Origin of the sequence: Paraburkholderia sp. GAS38 (assembly GCF_050434965.1) — a bacterium.
Taxonomy (GTDB): Bacteria; Pseudomonadota; Gammaproteobacteria; order Burkholderiales; family Burkholderiaceae; genus Paraburkholderia; species Paraburkholderia phenazinium_A.
In genome coordinates, this window is sequence record NZ_JBNDJO010000001.1 from 865,408 (window position 1) to 881,480 (window position 16,073).

General features: G+C 64.8%; 17 protein-coding genes. 6 read left to right on the plus strand and 11 right to left on the minus strand.

From position 1 onward, the window contains the following. Window positions 1–102 precede the first annotated feature (102 nt). From P3T42_RS03710 to P3T42_RS03720, 3 genes are all read left to right on the plus strand, one after another. Window positions 103–1,404 carry an acetyl-CoA C-acetyltransferase gene (locus tag P3T42_RS03710; protein WP_429305201.1) on the plus strand — a complete coding sequence of 434 codons (1,302 nt, stop codon included), beginning with the start codon at window positions 103–105 and terminating at the stop codon, window positions 1,402–1,404. A gap of 93 nt (window positions 1,405–1,497) precedes the next feature. After that, window positions 1,498–3,267, plus strand: a complete 1,770-nt coding sequence (locus P3T42_RS03715; protein WP_429305202.1) for an AMP-binding protein — start codon at window positions 1,498–1,500, stop codon at window positions 3,265–3,267. A gap of 78 nt (window positions 3,268–3,345) precedes the next feature. Beyond that, entirely contained in the window at window positions 3,346–4,389 is a 1,044-nt protein-coding gene (locus P3T42_RS03720; RefSeq protein WP_429305203.1) for a DUF1571 domain-containing protein, read from the plus strand. 13 nt (window positions 4,390–4,402) lie between these two features. Here the strand turns inward: P3T42_RS03720 and P3T42_RS03725 are convergent, their stop codons facing one another. The 6 genes from P3T42_RS03725 to P3T42_RS03750 form a co-directional block, all read right to left on the minus strand. Continuing rightward, window positions 4,403–4,873 (minus strand): hypothetical protein, encoded by a 471-nt coding sequence (locus tag P3T42_RS03725; RefSeq protein ID WP_429305204.1) that lies wholly within the window; start codon window positions 4,871–4,873, stop codon window positions 4,403–4,405. Window positions 4,874–4,948: 75 nt separating this feature from the next. Then, window positions 4,949–6,526 (minus strand): FAD-binding oxidoreductase, encoded by a 1,578-nt coding sequence (locus P3T42_RS03730; protein ID WP_429305205.1) that lies wholly within the window; start codon window positions 6,524–6,526, stop codon window positions 4,949–4,951. Between the two features lie 55 nt (window positions 6,527–6,581). After that, a complete protein-coding gene (locus P3T42_RS03735; RefSeq protein WP_074298215.1) occupies window positions 6,582–7,061 on the minus strand; it encodes a hypothetical protein in 480 nt (159 codons plus the stop codon). Between the two features lie 254 nt (window positions 7,062–7,315). Beyond that, the gene (locus tag P3T42_RS03740; RefSeq protein ID WP_429305206.1) at window positions 7,316–8,113 is read right to left on the minus strand and encodes an anti-sigma factor; all 798 of its coding nucleotides are present in this window, start codon (window positions 8,111–8,113) and stop codon (window positions 7,316–7,318) included. Further along, window positions 8,113–8,631 (minus strand): sigma-70 family RNA polymerase sigma factor, encoded by a 519-nt coding sequence (locus P3T42_RS03745; protein WP_429305207.1) that lies wholly within the window; start codon window positions 8,629–8,631, stop codon window positions 8,113–8,115. The genes P3T42_RS03740 and P3T42_RS03745 overlap by 1 nt, the downstream gene beginning before the upstream one ends. Before the next feature lie 24 nt (window positions 8,632–8,655). Then, window positions 8,656–8,805 carry a hypothetical protein gene (locus P3T42_RS03750; protein ID WP_429305208.1) on the minus strand — a complete coding sequence of 50 codons (150 nt, stop codon included), beginning with the start codon at window positions 8,803–8,805 and terminating at the stop codon, window positions 8,656–8,658. 408 nt (window positions 8,806–9,213) lie between these two features. Here P3T42_RS03750 and hfq point away from each other — a divergent pair, with 408 nt between their 5' ends. Beyond that, window positions 9,214–9,708: an RNA chaperone Hfq gene (gene hfq, locus P3T42_RS03755; protein ID WP_074298209.1), complete on the plus strand. Its 495-nt coding sequence runs from the start codon at window positions 9,214–9,216 to the stop codon at window positions 9,706–9,708. Between the two features lie 19 nt (window positions 9,709–9,727). Here the strand turns inward: hfq and P3T42_RS03760 are convergent, their stop codons facing one another. Further along, the gene (locus P3T42_RS03760) at window positions 9,728–9,955 is read right to left on the minus strand and encodes a hypothetical protein (protein ID WP_074298208.1); all 228 of its coding nucleotides are present in this window, start codon (window positions 9,953–9,955) and stop codon (window positions 9,728–9,730) included. Window positions 9,956–10,159: 204 nt separating this feature from the next. On the opposite strand from P3T42_RS03760, the gene P3T42_RS03765 reads away from it, so the two are divergent. Continuing rightward, window positions 10,160–10,333 carry a hypothetical protein gene (locus P3T42_RS03765; RefSeq protein WP_429305209.1) on the plus strand — a complete coding sequence of 58 codons (174 nt, stop codon included), beginning with the start codon at window positions 10,160–10,162 and terminating at the stop codon, window positions 10,331–10,333. Between the two features lie 105 nt (window positions 10,334–10,438). Then, entirely contained in the window at window positions 10,439–11,656 is a 1,218-nt protein-coding gene (locus P3T42_RS03770) for a low temperature requirement protein A (RefSeq protein ID WP_429305210.1), read from the plus strand. Between the two features lie 96 nt (window positions 11,657–11,752). Here P3T42_RS03770 and P3T42_RS03775 read toward each other — a convergent pair whose 3' ends face one another. Genes P3T42_RS03775 through P3T42_RS03790 form a run of 4 tightly spaced genes read right to left on the minus strand, consistent with a single transcriptional unit; the run spans window position 11,753 to window position 16,068 of the window. After that, window positions 11,753–12,475, minus strand: coding sequence for a DUF2968 domain-containing protein (locus P3T42_RS03775; RefSeq protein ID WP_074298204.1), 723 nt, complete (start codon window positions 12,473–12,475; stop codon window positions 11,753–11,755). 47 nt (window positions 12,476–12,522) lie between these two features. Continuing rightward, window positions 12,523–13,914 carry a sigma 54-interacting transcriptional regulator gene (locus tag P3T42_RS03780; protein WP_074298202.1) on the minus strand — a complete coding sequence of 464 codons (1,392 nt, stop codon included), beginning with the start codon at window positions 13,912–13,914 and terminating at the stop codon, window positions 12,523–12,525. A gap of 10 nt (window positions 13,915–13,924) precedes the next feature. After that, window positions 13,925–15,712 (minus strand): TadG family pilus assembly protein, encoded by a 1,788-nt coding sequence (locus P3T42_RS03785; protein WP_429305211.1) that lies wholly within the window; start codon window positions 15,710–15,712, stop codon window positions 13,925–13,927. An 8-nt stretch (window positions 15,713–15,720) separates the two neighbouring features. Beyond that, window positions 15,721–16,068 (minus strand): DUF3613 domain-containing protein, encoded by a 348-nt coding sequence (locus tag P3T42_RS03790; RefSeq protein ID WP_074298198.1) that lies wholly within the window; start codon window positions 16,066–16,068, stop codon window positions 15,721–15,723. Window positions 16,069–16,073: the final 5 nt, after the last annotated feature.

Genomic DNA, 16,073 nt, shown 5'->3' on the forward strand with positions numbered 1-16,073 from the left:
ACCCACGCCCCTTCACGAGCTGGCGCGCGCCTGCGTTCATCCCGTAACGCACGGCGCCAAAGCACCCACCCTCAACCCGCCTCGCCCTCAAAGGAGTTACGCATGTCCCACCCGCTTCCCGCTGTGCGGCGCGTCGCCATCATCGGCGGCAACCGGATTCCGTTTGCGCGTTCGAACACGGCCTACGCGAACGCCTCGAATCAGGACATGCTGACCTTCACGCTGCAGGGCTTGATCGACCGCTTCAACCTGCACGGCGAGCGTCTCGGCGAAGTGGCGGCGGGCGCGGTCATCAAGCATTCGCGCGACTTCAACCTCACGCGCGAATCCGTGCTCTCGACCACCCTCGCGAAGGAGACCCCCGCCTACGACGTGCAGCAGGCCTGCGGCACTGGTCTCGAAGCGGCCATTCTGGTAGCCAACAAGATCGCCCTCGGGCAGATCGAAGCGGGCATCGCAGGCGGCGTCGATACGACCTCGGACGCGCCGATCGGCGTCAACGAGCGGATGCGCAAGATCCTGCTCGAAGCGAATCGCGGCAAGACCGCCGGTCAGCGCGTCGGCGCGCTGACCAAGCTGCGGCCGGGCATGTTCTTCAAGCCGCTGTTGCCGCGCAACGGCGAACCGCGCACCGGCCTGTCGATGGGCGAACACTGCGAACTGATGGCCAAGCGCTGGGCAATCGCGCGCGAAGCCCAGGACGAACTGGCCTACGAAAGCCATCGCAAGCTCGCCGATGCCTACACACGCGGCTTCCTCAACGACCTGATGACGCCGTACCGCGGCCTCGCGCGCGACAACAACCTGCGCGCCGACCTGACGCTGGAGAAGCTCGCGGGCCTGAAGCCCGTATTCGACCGCGACGCCGGCACGCTGACCGCCGGCAATTCCACGCCGCTCACCGACGGCGCCTCAGCCGTCCTGCTCGCCAGCGAGGCGTGGGCCGCCGCTCATGGTCTGCCGGTGCTCGCGTACCTCACCTGGTCGGAAACGGCCGCGGTCGATTTCTTCGACAGGAAAGAAGGCCTGCTGATGGCCCCGGCCTACGCCGTGCCGCGCATGCTGGCGCGTGCTGGCCTCACCCTGCAGGACTTCGATCTTTACGAAATTCACGAGGCGTTTGCGGCCCAGGTGCTGTGCACGCTCACCGCCTGGCAGGACGACGAGTATTGCCGCACGCAACTTGGCCTTGCGGGTCCGCTCGGCGCCATCGATCATACAAAACTGAATGTCAACGGCAGTTCGCTCGCCACCGGGCATCCGTTTGCCGCGACCGGCGGACGGATCGTCGCCGGACTCGCGAAGATGCTGGCGCAACTCGACAAACCCGCCGGCACCGCGCGCGGCCTGATTTCGATTTGCGCCGCGGGCGGCCAGGGGGTCGTCGCGATACTTGAGCGCTAGCGCGCCAGCGGTATTTTTTATGCGTCATCGCAGCATCGATACAGCAGCATATAAACAGACACAGACGAAGCGTTGCGCTTCAGGAGACATGCAATGAACCAGCCTACCCAATCGGCGCCGATTCCATCCGTCGAAGCCAAACCGGCGCCGCGTGCGCCGAACACCGACGGCATCTGGTACGCCTCGTATCCGCCTGACGTGCCGCACGAAATCGACGTGCGGCAGTACGAGTCGATCGTGCAGTTCTTCGACGAATGCACTGCACAGTTCCGCGAGCGGGTCGCCTATGTGAGCGTCGGCGCCAACCTGACCTATGGCGAGCTGGCGCGCAAGGCCACCGCCTTCGCGGCGTATCTGCAGAGCATCGGTGTCAAGCCGGGCGAACGCGTCGCCATCATGCTGCCGAATACGTTCCAGTATCCGGTTGCATTGTTCGGCATCCTGAAAGCCGGCGCGGTGGTGGTCAACGTGAACCCGCTCTACACGGTGCGCGAACTCGCGCACCAGCTGAAGGACAGCGGTGCGCAGACCATCATCGTGTTCGAAAACTTCGCGAAGACCGTCGAAGATGCGTTGCCGGGCACGCGCGTGCAGAACGTGATCGTCACCGGTCTCGGCGACCTGCTCGCCGACGGGCTGAACCTGAAAGGACGGATGCTCAATTTCGTGCTGCGGCACGTGAAAAAGATGGTGCCGAAGTACCATTTGCCGAAGGCCGTGCGCCTGCTCGATGCGCTCGCCACTGGGTACAACAGGCCGCTGACGCCAGTGCGCCTGACGCATGGCGACCTCGCGTTCCTGCAATACACGGGCGGCACCACCGGCGTCGCCAAGGGTGCGATGCTCACGCACCAGAACATCATCGCCAACCTGCTGCAGGCCAAGGTGTGGTCGCAGGGGCAACTGACCGGCGACATCGAAACCGTGCTCACGCCGTTGCCGCTTTATCACATCTATTCTCTCACCGTGAATGCGATGATCTTCATGGGACTGGGTGGGCGCAACATCCTGATCGCCAATCCGCGCGACACAAAGCGCGTGATGATGATCATCCGTCACGAGAAATTCACCGGCATCACGGCGGTCAACACGCTCTACAACGCGTTCCTCGAAAACGAAGAGTTCAGGAAGCGCGACTTCTCGGACCTGAAACTCGCGATGGCCGGCGGCATGGCCACGCAGAAGGCCGTCGCCGAACGCTTCAAGGCCGTCACCGGACAGCCGATTATCGAAGGGTATGGGCTCACGGAGTGCTCGCCGATCGTGTCGATGAATCCGGTCGACCTGAAAAACATGCGCGATTTCGAAGGCTCGATCGGCCTGCCCGCGCCTTCCACCCAGGTGCGCTTCAGGAAGGACGACGGTAGCTGGGCCAATATCGGCGAGCCGGGCGAATTGTGCGTCAAGGGTCCGCAGGTGATGAAGGGCTACTGGAACCGTCCCGACGAAACCGCCAAGGTCTTCGACGAGGACGGCTGGCTCGCCACCGGCGACATCGGCGTAATGGATTCGCGCGGCTTCATGCGGCTTATCGACCGCAAGAAGGACATGATTCTGGTGTCGGGCTTCAACGTCTATCCGAACGAGATCGAAGACGTGATCGCCATGCACCCCGACGTGCGCGAGGTGGCGGCCATCGGCATTCCCGATGTCGCGCAGGGCGAACGCGTCAAGGTGTTCGTCGTCTCGCGCAATCCGGCGCTCACCGCCGAGCAGGTCATCGAACACTGCCGCAAGAATCTGACCGGCTACAAGGTGCCGAAGGTGGTCGAGTTCCGCGACGAGCTGCCGCAAACCAACGTCGGAAAAATTCTGCGGCGTGCGCTGCGCGACGAGGAACTCGCCAAACAAAAGCCTGCCTGACAAGCAGCACCTATCGAGCACCCGTCGAACGGCGACAGTGCGGTCGGTTCCGCCGATTCTGGATCTGGAGGGCAATGAATGAAGCATCGTCTGTTCACGCGTTCGCAAGCTGCGCCGGCCTTCGTGCGCTTGAAGCGCTCAATGCGCCCGATGCGCTTTGGCAACCTGAACCTGTTGCGGCCGTGGCTCGCGGGCACGGTCCTCGCCTGTGCGTCGGCGGTGGCATTCGCGCAAGCCGGCTCGCAGCCGGCCAGTGTGGTCTCTGCTGCAGAGGCAGCGGCAAACCCCGCGGCAAACCCCGCAGCCGACACCGAGGCCGCCAGCGCCGTGCAGGCGCCGTCCACGCCACCGGCGCAGGCGGGCAAGCTGACGCTCGACCAGCAGGTGCATTGGCTACGGCAAGCGCAGCAAAGCGGCGCGCTCGAGAAACTCGACGATGCGCAGCTCACGGCTCTCTTCCAGTCGCTCGATCCGCTTACGCTGCCGCGCTATATTCAGGAAGGGCCGAACGGCTATCCGTCGTATGAGTTCAGGATGTTGCGCTGGGAACGCATCAAGGGCGAGTGGCCGGACAAGCCCGATCACATGCTGGTGCGCATCGCCCACGATCCGCTGCGCATCTACGCCAGATGGCTGCCGGATGGCGCGCACGCCGGCCAGGAAATCATCTACGACGAATCCAAACGGACCGACGAAATGTACGGGCACCTCGGCGGCCTGCTCGGCGTCGTGCCCATCTGGACCTCGACGACCGGCGCGCTGGCCCGCGCACAGTCGAACCACCAGGTGCGCGACCTCGGCACCGGCTACATCGCCAACCAGTATCTCGCCGAGGGCAAGAAGTACGTCGAAGCCGGCGTGCCGCGCTCGACGCAGATCGCCGTGCAGACCATCGAAGGCGTGCGGGTCGTCACCTTTACGTACGAAACGCCGATCGGCCAGCCGCAGTTCTACGCGAAGAAGGAAACGCTCGGGCTCGATCTGCGCCATCCGTATTTCCGCACGGTCGAATCGTACGCGAACGACGGCAAGATCTTCGAGAAGATCGTGTTCGAAAGCGTCACGCCGAAGACCCTCGACGATGCGACCTTCGATCCGAAGAATCCGGCGTACAAGTTCTGAGCGACGTTGTTCTTCAGGCCCCGGACGTGCTTCGTATGACGCGGGTCCCGCGGGACCCACGCGTCGCCTTCGTGGCAGGTCCAAGCAGGAATGCCACTGGCGTGCGCCGGCCCGCGCATCGTTCGCAGCGGTGTTCGACCAGGCCCGTTGAACGCAACGCGAGTTCTCCAAGCACAAAGTAATCGGACGCACGCACGACGCCAATCACGAGACCGGGTGCCGCAGCGAGGCGCGGCGCCAGGGTCGTGTACCAGAGCGTGCCGATGTCGTTGCCGGCGTCGTGGTCGATTTCGAAGACGGCTATCCCCCTGCGCGCGGCATCGCGAGAGAACGCGCGTGCCGATGCGAGGCTCGTGTCCACCAGCGCCATCGTATTGCGCGTCGTGGCGGCGTGCGTCTGCGTCGGCGTTTGCGTCGTCCACGGCAACGCGCCGGTCGTCGCCGAAAACCACGCACCGGTCATCATAAAAGCGCGTCTGTCCATGGGCTGTTTTCGGCTCTCTCAATCGCAAGTCAGAACATCATCGCCGTCCATCGCAACACACCACACCACACCGCGTCACGTATAACCGCGCCGATCGCGCCACGCTGCCGGCCACACGCCCTGTTTGCCCGGCGACAGGATGCCGGCCGGGTCGAGCGCATCCTTGATCGTCTCCGACAAGCGCAGCAACGCACCGTCGTTGAAACTGTACTGCGCGGCCGCGAAATCCATATACGCCAGATGCGCCCGATATTCGCCGTAACCGGCCGCACGCGCATCGCTCATCAGCGCGCGCAGCAGATCGCCCGCCAGCTCCGCCTGCCCGGCGTTGTCGCGGTCGAAAATAGCCGCAAAGATATGATTCAGATGACGCGTGCCGGCCGTGAAGCCGCCGTAGTAATCGAAGCCGTATTCGGCGGCGCGGGCCTTCGCCATCGTGTACTGGCGTATCGCATCGCGCCCGGTCGCCGGACACACCGGCGAAAAATCGACGTGCGCGCCCGCGCCGCCGCGCCAGTCGAGCATCCGGAAGGCGCTCATGGCGGGAATGCCGGCCATGTTGCGATCGCCGCCGCCAGCGGGCTGCTCGTCGCCGCGATAGAGACGCGCGAGCAGCTTCGCCTGCGGCACCCGCGCGAACGCCTGTTGCACGATCGCGTAACGCGCGTCGATCAATTCGGGCGTACCGTATAGCGCGAAATGCAGATTCCACCGCCCCACTTCGAGCTTCTTCAGCATCGCCTCGATCGCAGGCTCCGGCATCGGTCCCGTCCCCTCGTACCATTGCGCCCGCGGCGTCAGACCTGCCGCGCGGCGCAAGCCACCCTCGATCACGGCATTGTTGCGGATGGTTTCGTCCAGCCGCAGCGGCCGCAGAATCTCGACGATCGCTTCCAGATCCTCCTCGCGGCGAAACTGGATTTCGCCGAGCAGATACGCCGGCGGCGCAGGCATCAGCCACACGCCCATCTTCGTGACCACGCCGTAGTTCGACTGCATGAACATCGCGTCGAACGACGGGCCGTAGCCCGGCTGAAACGCCTGCCATGACGTGCCGATCTCGATCGCCCCCATCCCCGTGCGCACGACCTCGCCATTGGCCAGCACCACTTCCATGCCGCACTGGCTGGCCGCATGATCGCCATACGACGTATAGCCGAAACCGCGCTCCAGCGTATTGCCGATCACGCTGCCCCAACCGGCCGCCGGCGGATCGACCCACAAGCGATGACCGTTGTTGCGCAGGTACGCATACAGGTCGAAGTAACTGACGCCGGGTTCGACGAGGGCGTAAGCCAGCGTTTCGTTCACCTCAAGAATGCGGTTCATCCGCTGCAGATCGAGCACGACGGAACCCGTCAGCCGCGGCGCGGCGCCGCCGTACGCAAAGTTGCGGCCGGTGGAAACGGTCCAGAGCGGAATGCGGTACTGCGTGGCGATGCGCAACACGGCGCGGATAGCCTCGACCGAGTCCGGCCGCAGCGCGGCGGACGCGGCGAACGCCGCGGCCTGGCCCGGCGCAAACGGATCGCGATACGAGGCCAGTTCGGACCCGGACGACACCACATGCTGCTCGCCCAGCACCGCGCTCCATGCGGCGAGCGCCCGGTCGAACTGCGCTTGCGAAACGTTCGGCGGCAAGATACGTGTCAAGGCGACTCCTTTGACTGCGACGGCCGGGGGACGGCCACCCGGAGTGCGGCCGCGCTCAACGATGCATCCCGCCCCCACCGCCCCAGCCGCCATGCATTCCGCCGCTGCCCTGCCAGGTGCCGGCACCCCCGTGCCAGCCGCCCGTGCGCACCCGCGCGCCGTACGACGCACGGCTGAAATGCACATAACCGATCGGATAGCGATGATGAAAGCGGTCGACGAAAACAAACGTCCCGCCGAATCCGACTGAAACGACACCGCCCCAATACCATGGATCGTAGTACGGATAGACCGGCGCCGGATACAGCGCCACGGTATTGTCGGCGCCCTGCACGATCTGCCAGGTACCGTCCGGTTGCTGGCACGCGAGGCCTGTGATCTGCTGCATCGTGCCGTCGATCTCGGCCTCACCCGCGATCGTCTGGCACGGCGGCGCGGCATTCGCCACGCTGTCCGCGGCGGACTGCGCCGCCACCGGCGCCGCACACGCCAGACACAGGCATAGTACGGTGCAGCGCCCTTTGATATTACGCATGATTCGTCTCGCCCGACGGTCCGGCGTCGCAACCGCCCACGCGGTCGTCACCGTGAAGACCCCATCGTTTGCCTCGCATCCGTCCGCTCCGCCGTCTGCGTGAAAACGCAGCAGCAGCACGGACCCGCACTATCTAAACGAGGCGCCGCACCGCACTATTCCGGCTGCGCGTCAGTCACACGACGCGTGTGCGTTACAGCATGTTTCAGCGCGCGACATACCCGGCAGAATCCGGGCAGCACGCTGACGGGGACCTACTGCCAGGACTCCGGCTTGCCGCCGAGCGCGCTGCACACGTCAATGGCCATCGTGCGCAGCTTGCCCTCCGAGATCGGCCCGGACAACGCATAGCCCATGTGATCGCTGACCCAGTAGAAGGTGCGGCGATTGCCGTCGCGAAACAGACGGAAGGCGGTTTCGTCGTCGGGAATGCCGGTCACGTAGAGCGTGAGCCGCGAACCCGTGGGGTTCTCGTACATGAACTGCGCCGCCGGCCCCGCTTCGCCCGGCAGCAGACGTCCGCCCACCAGCGAATAGCCGTACTCCTGCAACGACGGCACCGAGAGCGGCCGGTTCAGGCGTTTGGACAACCAGGTAATCAGATGTTGTTCCTCGCTCGCGGCAACCTCGACCGGATGGCGCTGCTCCGGCGTATAGACGGCGTAGGCGATGTCGGCGCGCTGCGCGAGGCCCATCGGATCATGGCCGATCAAGCCGCCCGAGAGGCGCGGCGCGAGCGGCCCTAACACCAGCGCGAGACCCGCGCCGGCAACGAGCCAGCACGCGGCGAGGCCGGCACGCCGCCACCATGGCACCGGCGCACGCAACACGATGAACGACGGCTCGTGAGCGAGCGGCGCTCCGCACAAGGCCTTGAGCGCCGCCTTCTGCGCGCGCCACGCCGCCGCCTGCGCGGCGGCCTGCGGATCGCGCGCGAGATGGTCGAGCACGACGGCGTCCGCCTCGTCCGGCAACTCGCGGTCGACGAACGCCGACAGCGCCTCCAGGTCAGGCGGCTTGGGCACAGCGGGATCGTGGTCGTCGTGGCTCATCACGGATTTCTCACTACTTTGAGCGGCGCGGATTTGCGCGTCGGCCCTTCGATCAGAAGCACACGCATGTGCTCGCGCGCACGCGACAAACGCGACATCACCGTGCCGACCGGCACGCTGAGCGCAACCGATGCTTCCTGATAAGTCAATTCCTCCACGCAAACGAGCAGCAGCACTTCGCGCTGCTCGAGCGGCAGACAGTACAACGCCCGTTGCAGATCGCGCAGCACGAGGCCGTCGACTTCGCCCGGCGGCGCTTCCAGATTGCGCCACGGTGCGCTCTCGTCGTCAACCGCGATCTCGCGGCGGGCCCGCAACTGGTCGATGTAGAGATGGCGCAGAATCGTCAGCAGCCACGCCCGCAGATTGCTGTTAGGACGAAACGCGGCCCAGCGCGCCAAGGCGCGCTCCGCGGTGTCCTGCACCAGATCGTCCGCCCATGCGGAATCGCCCGTCAGTGCGCGCGCATAGCGGCGCAACTGCGGGAGCCATGAAATCACTTCCGCTTCGAACTTCACGCGGCAAACGCGACGCGCGGGCGGTCAGTAACCGCCAGTGCTGCTGGTCGAGCCGGTGCTGCTGCTGTTGCTGGAACCGGAGTCGCCGGGCGAGGTGCAGCCGGTGACGGCGAGTGACGCCAAACCGAGCGCCACGAGCATGCATGCAGTCGAAAAAATACGGAATAATTTCATAGAATGTCTCCTGGAGGCGCTCGGCGTCGCCGGCGTGGCGTATTGCCGCGCAGCGGGCGCAGCAAGCCGTCGCAGCCTGCGTGTCCGGCGGCTCGCCCAACGTGGGCCGCCAGACAGTGCGAAGCCGAATTGCAGCCCACGATATGTGCGCTGCTATAAGGGATAAACGTACCCAGGAGAGGTTTTATTCCGCGCCCTTACAGATATCTCTGACCCCGGCGCTGAACGGTCAGCGTTTGTCGGCCAGATCCCTAGCCAGATTCGTAACTCAACGTTACGAGGGCCAGTTATCAGATGCTTCCAGGCGCGCAAGCCGTTATAGTGGACCCACATCGCTCCCCCCCGCGCGCTTTTCCCCGAAAAGGGTAGAATCGCGGCGAGCAACTGTCCTTCTTACCTGACTTGTCCATGGCATCCGCAGAATCGCATCCGCAAAACGACTTCATGAACGCAGCGCGCAAAGAACGAAAGCGCGTCGAAATCTATCTTGTCAATGGCATTCGCCTGACGGGATGCATCGAGTCGTTCGATCAATACCTGGTGATGCTGCGCACGCCGGTCGGCTTGCAAGGCATCTACAAGCGCGCCATCTCCACCGTCCAGCTGGACACCGGCACCCGGCCCGCGCCGCGCGCCGGCCGGCCGTCGCACGGCGAACACACCACGCGGGGCCCGCATGGTTCGCGCGAACCGCGTGAGCATCGCGAGCCGCGTGAACCCCGTGAACCGCGCGAGTCGTACGGCGCCCAGCCGCCTGCCGAACGTACGCCGTCGTCCGAGCGCACGCCGTCGGACGGTCCGGTGGTCGTCACGCGCCGCCGGCGCCTGTTCGGCACCGGCAATGGCAATGGCGACGGGAATGGCCACGGTAACGGCGGCGGCAACAACAACGGCCACGAATAAGGCCTGGAAGCGCGGCGGGCTACTCCACCGGGTCGCCCAGCCGCTGCAGGATCTGTTCGATACGCACCCCCTGCTGGTGCGTCAGTTCGTAGGCGGCTTTCACCGCCAGCACGCGGCGCCGCCAGTAGTCGGCGCTGAACATGCGGACCATCGGTTGCCGCGTGGCCCAGTCAAGATGTTCCAGTTCCGCCTCCACGACGTGTGACGCGTTAAAGCGTTGCGCCTGCCGCGACCCGTTAGATTCCATAGCTGCGCCACCTCGTCTCGTTGCCGCCCGGCGGCGGCCCGTGCAGGCCATCTCCCGCGACACACCCAAGACGAGTCAATCACCGTCAATTTCAAGGAATTTTGTGGCGTCGTGTGGCTCGGCGCGGCATGCGCGCAGGCAGGGGTGCGAGCGGCGGCAGGATTGCGCTATCCTGACTGCTCGATACCCTATGCGGAGGACCCCATGACCAAGCCGAAGCCCCACGCGCCGCCCCCCGGTGAAACGGCCGAAGACCGTCTCGACGAGGCCCTCGACGAAACCTTCCCCGCCAGCGACCCGATCGCCGTCGATCCGACCGAACGGCCGCATCCCGACAAGGCACCGCACTCGCCCGCCAAAGAAAAGAAACATCCTTAGACGCATTACCTGAACGACACGCTACGTCACACCACGCGGTGTGACGTAGCGTGACCGTAGCAAGCACGCCGACCCCTGCCCGCTCCCGCCAGAAGGAACGACAGCATGCCCAGCGACACCCCCCGCCCGCTCGCCCCCACCTCTGCGCGCTACCTGCGCGAACGCGACGGACACGAAGCCCGTGTCACCAACGTCGAACTGTTCTTCGACCTGATCTACGCGTTTGCGGTTACGCAACTCTCGCATCGACTGGTGCACAACCTGACTGCATTCGGGGCGCTGGAGACGCTGGTGCTCTGGTTCGCGGTCTGGCTCGGCTGGCAGTACACCTGCTGGGTGACGAACTGGTTCAACCCCGAGCGCATCCAGGTGCGGCTATTGCTGTTCGGCGTGATGGTGATCGGCATGGTAATGGCCGCGAGCCTGCCGCTTGCCTATGGCGAGCGCGGGCTCGTCTTTGCGATCAGTTACGTGGCGATCCAGGTGGGCCGCAGCCTCGTGGTGCTGGGGTTTCTCGGCCGCCATCATGCGCTTACTGCAAACTTTCGCCGCATCTGCGGATGGCTCGCAATCTCGGGCATCGCGTGGATCGCGGGCGGCCTGCTGGACGGGCTGCCGCGCTTCGCCTGCTGGAGCGTGGCGGTGCTGTGCGAGTACATTTCGCCGATGTTCGGCTTCCCGTTGCCCGTGCTCGGCCGCTCGGGCGCCGCCGACTGGCGCAGCACCGAGGGCGGCCATATCGCCGAACGCTGTCAGGCCTTCGTGATCCTCGGGCTCGGCGAGTCGGTGGTCGTGACGGGCGGCACGCTCTCGGATCTGGGCACGTGGAGCGCGCCGTCGATCATTGCGTTTCTGGTGTGTTTTGCCGGCAGCGTCGCCATGTGGTGGGTCTACTTCGACACCAGCAGCAGCGCCGGCAGCCGCGCTATCGCGCGCGCCCGCGAGCCTGGTCTGATGGCGGCGTATTTCCACTACGTGCACGTGATCCTGGTGGCCGGCGTGATCGTGTCGGCGGCCGCCGACGATCTCGTGATCCTGCATCCGCCCGAGCGCATCGACTGGCCGACGGCCTGGCTGCTGCTCGGCGGTCCGGCGATCTACATCGCGGGCAACGGGCTGTACAAGCGCGTCGTCTACGGCTGGTTTCCGCTGTCGCACTGGATCGGGCTTGGACTCCTCGCGCTCGTCGCGCCGTTCGCGTTCCACACCGATCTGCTGATGACGGGCGGCCTCACCACCGTCGTGATGATCATGGTGGCCGCGTGGGAAAGCGTCTCGCGGCGCAGGTCGGCGCAAGCCGAGGGACCGCTCGGCGCGGAGTAGCCGAACTCGCTGGAAACGACAAAACCTCGCGCGGCGAACCGGGCGAGGTTTTGGGTCTGCCGCCAGCCGTGCTGGCGACGCAGACTGGCTGCTGCCTTAGTGCTGGGTAGTCGGCAGACCGCTATCCAGCTGACGTTGCAGCTCCTGCACCTGACGTTGTGCTTCGCGCAACTGGGCCTGAGCGGCAGTCTTCTGCTGCGCAAGCGCCGTGGCTTCCGCGCGCGTCTGCTGCTGCTGGCTGTTGACGATGTTCTGTTGCTGATGGGCGACGTCGAGGTCGGCCTGCAGACGATTCGCACGGTCCTGCGACAGGGCGATCATGCGCTCCGTGAAGGCCTTTTGCGCCTCCAGGCGGGTGCGGCGGATTTCAACGTCCGACAACTGCATGGTCTGACGGACGAAGTCCTTGTAGATCATCTCAGCGCGCGTTTCGTCCTCGGTCTTGACGACCCGCCAGAAGGTCTTCTGCTGGAACAGCGCGACGTAGTACGTCATCTCCTTCGGGTAGAACAGCATGCTCGCGCCGTAGCTACCGTTGTACGTCGTGCGCAGCTCCTTCAGATCCGACCCCCGGATCATCTGCTGCAGTTCCGCAACGTTGCCGGCGGCGGATTGCTTCGCCTCGTCGGGCGTGAGCGCCGTCGACTGTCCCGCCTGGTCCTGCGTCGTGGCCGGCAGTGCTGTCGTCGTACCCGGCTGGGAAACAACGGCTGCGCTTGCCCCGCTATCCGTCAGAGCCTGCGCATAAACGCCCTGCACGGTCCCCAGCGCCACCAAAGCGCCCAAGGCAATCTGTCGAAGTTTCGACTTGTGGTCCATGTAAATCCTGCTTGAACAGTTTTTGTTTTAGTACATCTGTCTCATTATTACTCACTTTCGCGTGTTTCGGGCTCTTCGTCGAAAATTTGGTACTTACGCATTTTCTCCCATAACACCTTCCGGCTGATGCCTAGCGTACCAGCGGTATCCTGCCTGCGCCAACCGTTTGCGTCGAGTGCCGCGAGCACGCGGCTGCGTTCGGCCATGTCCCATTTGCTGCGATCGACCAGCACCTCCGCCGCACTCTCGGCGGGCACCGGCTGATTGCTGCGCGCGAGCGCCAGCAGCCGTTGCAGCCGCGCCGCGTCCCACGCGCCGATCTGCCGCACCGTCACGCCGATCCGCTCGGCAAGGTTGCGCAGTTCGCGCACGTTGCCGGGGAAATAGGTGTCGGCGACGGCGTCGGCCAGCCAGTAGGGGATGTCGGGCAAGGTCTCGAGCCGCTCCTGACCGACCACCGACGCGATGAACGCCTTGAAGATGGCGATCTTGTCGACCGCGCCGCGTTCTTCGAGCGACGGAATTTTCAATTCGATCACCGCAAGCCGGTAGTAAAGATCGGCGCGGAACGTGCCGTCCTTGACCAGTTGCGGCAGGTGCTTGTTGGTGGCGGCGACCAGACGGAAGTCGAGCTTGATGGGCGTCGCCGAGCCGATCCGCGTCACCGCGCTGTCTTCCAGCACACGCAGCAGTTTGACCTGCTGGTAGAGCGGCAGGTCGCCGATTTCGTCGAGGAACAGCGTGCCGCCGTCGGCCTGCTCGAAATAGCCCTTGTGGGCCACCACTGCCCCGGTGAACGAGCCTTTCGAGTGGCCGAAAAAGAGCGACTCGAACAGGCCGTCCGGAATCGCGCCGCAGTTGACCGGCACGAACGGCCCCTGACCGTAGCGGCGGTGCTTTTCGTGCAGCAGTTGAGCGATGCGCTCCTTGCCGACACCGGTCTCGCCATGCACGAGCACGCTGGTGTCGCAGTCGGCGAACGTGTCGACTTCGTGCAGCAGCGCCTGCATGCATTCGGAGTTGGCGACCAGCGCGCTCGACTCGAGCGTCTGCGCCGTGTGCGCGCGGATTTGCAACACCAGCTTGGTGACCATCCCGCGCAGTTCGGCGCAGGTGAAGTCGAGCGGCAGGATATGGGAATACTCGGACGGGTACATGGCGGGATCGTGATCGCGCGGCGCCGCGCCGACCCACACGACCGGCATGCCGTGCGCGGCCTGCCAGTCGCGCAGGATCAGCGCGCCGCTATCGATCACGGAAACGCTGATGATCGCAAGCGACGGCCGTAGCGCGGTGCGTTCGGGCGAAATCGCGATGTCGTCCGCGCGGATCACCTCGACGTCGAAGCTCGCCATGCAGCGCGCGACGCGGTCGACGATGTCGGCCTTGCCTTCCCAAACGTAGATATCGAGTTCGTCGATTTTGGCGGTGGTTCTCATTGGCGAAGAATCAGTAAACCAGTTGGGCCTGACCGCAGGCGAGTCCGAGGTCGTGGACCGTGACTTCGCCGATCTGGACCCCCAGCAGTTGGAGTAAAGGCACGAGCAGTCCGTCGAGTGCAGTCAGTAGCGGACTCAGCAACGTATCCACCGCAGTCAGCAAGGGCTGTAGCAGCGCCGCGACGATGGGGCCAGGATTCACACCGCCCACGGTGAGATAGAGCGACGAAAGCAAGCTGTTATTTATTTGCGTCAGGAGGTTGATCGCCACCGAGCCCACTGCGTTCGAGTTGGCGGTCTGATAGTCGTCGGAATCGCCCGAGATACCGTTGAACGTCAATGGGGTCGCCGCAGGAGGCTGTACCTTGAAGGACAACCCGGCATTGGTGGTGGGATTGCCGGCGTAAATACTGATCAACGAATACGTCCCCACCGTGGCATTGGTCACCAACGCCGCCTGATTGCACGTGGCTGTCGTCGTAGTATTGGTAAAGTTACTGATCGCGTCGTTACCGACGCAAACATAAGCGAGGCCAGGCTGCGCCGAGATCACGCTCTGGCTCGTGGCCTTGCTGGTGGTGCATTGCGTGCTCTGCAGCCACGCCGTGCCCGTTCCCACTTCGATGTAGATGGGCAGGTTTAACGCAGTCACCGTAGCCAGTCCCAGGTTGATACTGAGCAGATTGATGTTCAGGTAGAGCCGCACGTCTGCCGAGTGCGCGCTGGTGCGCCACGTGCCGTCTGCGTTCTGCCCTGCCTCGCCAACCGCAATCACCGGCGGTTCAATGATCTTCACCTGCGCCGTCACGTTGGCAAGCGGGCTCAGATTGAGCGCAGTGCCAAGGTTGACCGCGGATTGCCCCTGCGCGACCTCAGCGGCCACCAGCAACGTATCGAGCAGGTTCACGGTGGCGTTGACCGCCGCCTGTGGATCGTCGAGCGCCACCGTCAACAGACCGTTGGTAGTCGAGTTCGCGCCGAGCGCGACGTTCAGTCCGGATGGGATGGCGGCCTGGATCGTGCCCAGATCGGTAATCGCGGTCACCCCCACCGTCGCACTCTTGCCCGCAGCGGTAATCATCGCCGACACGAGTTTCGCGAGCGACACTTGCGTCCCGAGCAACTGGCTCATCGATCCGACGCCGAGTGCGGCCGCCAGATCGCCCAGCTTGATCTGGGTCGTGGCCAGACCTTGATACGACGCCACACTAAGATTCAGGTTGGCGCCAGGCAGCAAACCGTTCAATAGTCCATTCAGGAGGCCGCCCGACAAGCTCGCCACGGTTGGGGTCACCGAGAACGAGCGGACATTGGTCGCCTGCGCCGTGCTCACCGCCTGGATCACCCGCGCCGGCCCGGCGAAAAAATACGGCACGGTCTGGCTGACGGTGACCTGCACGGCATTCATCGGCGCACCGCTGGTCGCGAAATACGATTGACCGGCATTGACCGTCGGATCCCAGCGGCCGCACACCACCGTGACGGTAGCGCCGGTCGACAGACCGTTGCCTTTCACGGCATTGTTGTTCGCCGAGTTGGTGGCCGACGTGCAACCGCCGCCGTTGCTGATGGTCTGCGCGCCGGCCGCCGCCGCCAGATCGGCGGTCCGCTGCATCTCGCGACGCGCGAAATAGTAGTTGCCGACGTCGATCACCCCCAGCGCCGCGATCGCGAGGCCAATGCAGACCGCCGCCAGGATGGCGGTCACGCCGCGCTGGCGGCGCACGGACACATGGCCCGCGCGGCGCCGCTGCGCGAAGCGCCCAATCGTCGAGGAGGATGATTCGGAGACCGACATATCAGTTCTCAATTCTGCGGCAACGTGCCGCCCTGTGAACTGCCGCTGCTCGACTGCCCTATCGCGGAACCGTAGTAATCGGGGATCTTCGAATTGAACGACTCCAGGTAGCGCTTGTAGGCGAGGCTTGCTTCCGCGCCCAGCATCGGCTGGGCCGGTGCGGCCATTGCATTGCTGCGCTGAAGCGCGAGCCACTGGCTCGTCGCGTGGTCGATTTCGCTGTTCGGCACAGGCGGTTGGCTGGCGTCGTTCTGCGCGCGGGCCACGTTCGCGCCACCGGCCAGCGCAAGCGCGGCCAGGGTCAGCACGAGGCTCGCCAGACGGCCCTTGCTTCGATTGATGGATTGGTTTGTCATGTTCG

Bases quoted from the DNA above. Each gene is read 5' to 3' on its own strand.
- P3T42_RS03785 (WP_429305211.1), bottom strand. From the start codon at position 15,712: ATGTCGGTCTCCGAATCATCCTCCTCGACGATTGGGCGCTTCGCGCAG.
- P3T42_RS03760 (WP_074298208.1), bottom strand. From the start codon at position 9,955: ATGGAATCTAACGGGTCGCGGCAGGCGCAACGCTTTAACGCGTCACAC.
- P3T42_RS03720 (WP_429305203.1), top strand. From the start codon at position 3,346: ATGAAGCATCGTCTGTTCACGCGTTCGCAAGCTGCGCCGGCCTTCGTG.
- P3T42_RS03735 (WP_074298215.1), bottom strand. From the start codon at position 7,061: ATGCGTAATATCAAAGGGCGCTGCACCGTACTATGCCTGTGTCTGGCG.
- P3T42_RS03750 (WP_429305208.1), bottom strand. From the start codon at position 8,805: ATGAAATTATTCCGTATTTTTTCGACTGCATGCATGCTCGTGGCGCTC.
- P3T42_RS03710 (WP_429305201.1), top strand. From the start codon at position 103: ATGTCCCACCCGCTTCCCGCTGTGCGGCGCGTCGCCATCATCGGCGGC.
- P3T42_RS03790 (WP_074298198.1), bottom strand. From the start codon at position 16,068: ATGACAAACCAATCCATCAATCGAAGCAAGGGCCGTCTGGCGAGCCTC.
- P3T42_RS03780 (WP_074298202.1), bottom strand. From the start codon at position 13,914: ATGAGAACCACCGCCAAAATCGACGAACTCGATATCTACGTTTGGGAA.
- P3T42_RS03715 (WP_429305202.1), top strand. From the start codon at position 1,498: ATGAACCAGCCTACCCAATCGGCGCCGATTCCATCCGTCGAAGCCAAA.
- P3T42_RS03770 (WP_429305210.1), top strand. From the start codon at position 10,439: ATGCCCAGCGACACCCCCCGCCCGCTCGCCCCCACCTCTGCGCGCTAC.
- P3T42_RS03775 (WP_074298204.1), bottom strand. From the start codon at position 12,475: ATGGACCACAAGTCGAAACTTCGACAGATTGCCTTGGGCGCTTTGGTG.
- P3T42_RS03740 (WP_429305206.1), bottom strand. From the start codon at position 8,113: ATGAGCCACGACGACCACGATCCCGCTGTGCCCAAGCCGCCTGACCTG.
- hfq (WP_074298209.1), top strand. From the start codon at position 9,214: ATGGCATCCGCAGAATCGCATCCGCAAAACGACTTCATGAACGCAGCG.
- P3T42_RS03725 (WP_429305204.1), bottom strand. From the start codon at position 4,873: ATGGACAGACGCGCTTTTATGATGACCGGTGCGTGGTTTTCGGCGACG.
- P3T42_RS03765 (WP_429305209.1), top strand. From the start codon at position 10,160: ATGACCAAGCCGAAGCCCCACGCGCCGCCCCCCGGTGAAACGGCCGAA.